Genomic DNA, 1,365 nt, shown 5'->3' on the forward strand with positions numbered 1-1,365 from the left:
CGCGACGGCGTCGTCAAGGCGGTCAACGCCAAGTCCGGCGATCCCGTCGCGGCCGATGAGGTGCTGGTGGAGTTCGCGTAAGGCGACTTGCGACCTCAGGTGGAGTTGATAGCTTCGCCTTATGGCGAAGAAGAATCACTTCTTGATCGACGGCTTGTTCGGATTCGACGGCCGTTTCCGGCGCTCGGAGTATTGGATTGCCAGCATTGGCCTGACGATCGTGCGCCTGGTGGCGCTGCTCGTGATCTGCGGAGTGATGGGCGTGGGGCTAGTCGAGGCGTCGCGGATGCCGTTGGTGCGTCTTGGTCTCGACCTGCTTTTCCTTTGGCCCGCCGCGGCGATCACCATCAAGCGCGGGCATGACCGTAACAGGTCCGCCCTCTACACCAGCGTTTTGCTCTTCGTACTCTACGGCTCTGGCGGGGTTCTGACGTTCCTGACCCAGAGCGGAAATCAGCTGGCGGTCGCGGGGGGGAGCGTCCTGCTGCTGCCGTTCATGCTCTACATGTTCATCGACTACGGGCTGATCGACGGGACCAAGGGCGACAACCGCTATGGCCCGTCGCCCAAAGCGGTCGGCGGCGCGCCGCCCCTGGCCCTCGACTAGGGGCTCTTTCTCCGTCGTGACCTAGGCCCTAGATTGTGGATGTCGGTGAGTGGCCGACTCGAAGAGGGCGGGCATGAGCGAGCGTAGCGAATGGGCGGAGCTGTTCCTGTCGTCGAACGGCAGGCTGTCGCGCACGCCGTTCCTGATCGCCGCCGGCGTGCTGATCGGCGTGGCGGTGCTGTATGAAGCCATCGCCGGCTATACCCTGCACTGGCTGACCGGCTGGCTGGTCTATCCGGCCCTGCTGTTCTCGGGCGCCTGCGTGCTGTCCAAGCGCCTGCACGATCGCGGCCGGTCGGGCTGGTGGTCGCTGCTGGTGCTGGTCGCGGTGATCGCCGTCTGGCCGCAGCCCGAGCACTTCCTGGACTTCATGTTCTGCCTGGTGATCGTCTGGGCGATCATCGAGCTGGGCGTCATGGGCGGCGAGCAGGGGGCCAACCGCTATGGGGCCAACCCGCTGAAGACGATCTCGATCTAGGTCGCACAATTCTTGTCATCCCGGCCGAAGCGCAGCGTAGAGCCGGGACCCAGGGGCGACCGCGATGCGCCGGCCCCTGGGTCCCGGATAGCCCCTGCGAGGCTTCCGGGATGACAATTATTGTGGCTGACGAGGATAGGATGCGATCTATCCCCGGCGTTCGCGGCGCCGAACCCCGCGAAATCAACGACTTATCACTTTTACGCGCCCCTGAATGATCCGCGTTGAATCCGCCTGCACAATCATAGCCGTCCCCGTCGCGGGGGAGGGCGTTTGGATC

Annotated in this window: 3 protein-coding genes and 1 pseudogene; all 4 read left to right on the plus strand. The window is 64.5% G+C overall.

Going from position 1 to position 1,365, the window contains the following annotated elements; translation table 11 throughout:
- Positions 1 to 81, plus strand: an 81-nt coding sequence (locus AC1RNC_RS26065; protein ID WP_492888725.1) for a hypothetical protein, incomplete at its 5' end; no start/stop codon positions are given.
- A 40-nt stretch (positions 82 to 121) separates the two neighbouring features.
- Positions 122 to 607 carry a DUF805 domain-containing protein gene (locus tag AC1RNC_RS26070; RefSeq protein WP_492888878.1) on the plus strand — a complete coding sequence of 162 codons (486 nt, stop codon included), beginning with the start codon at positions 122 to 124 and terminating at the stop codon, positions 605 to 607.
- Between the two features lie 73 nt (positions 608 to 680).
- A complete protein-coding gene (locus tag AC1RNC_RS26075; protein WP_492888879.1) occupies positions 681 to 1,085 on the plus strand; it encodes a DUF805 domain-containing protein in 405 nt (134 codons plus the stop codon).
- Between the two features lie 7 nt (positions 1,086 to 1,092).
- Positions 1,093 to 1,173: pseudogene (locus AC1RNC_RS26080) on the plus strand (hypothetical protein); the annotation flags it as partial.
- Positions 1,174 to 1,365 lie beyond the last annotated feature (192 nt).

This window comes from Caulobacter sp. GW822-FHT01G02 (assembly GCF_058802865.1).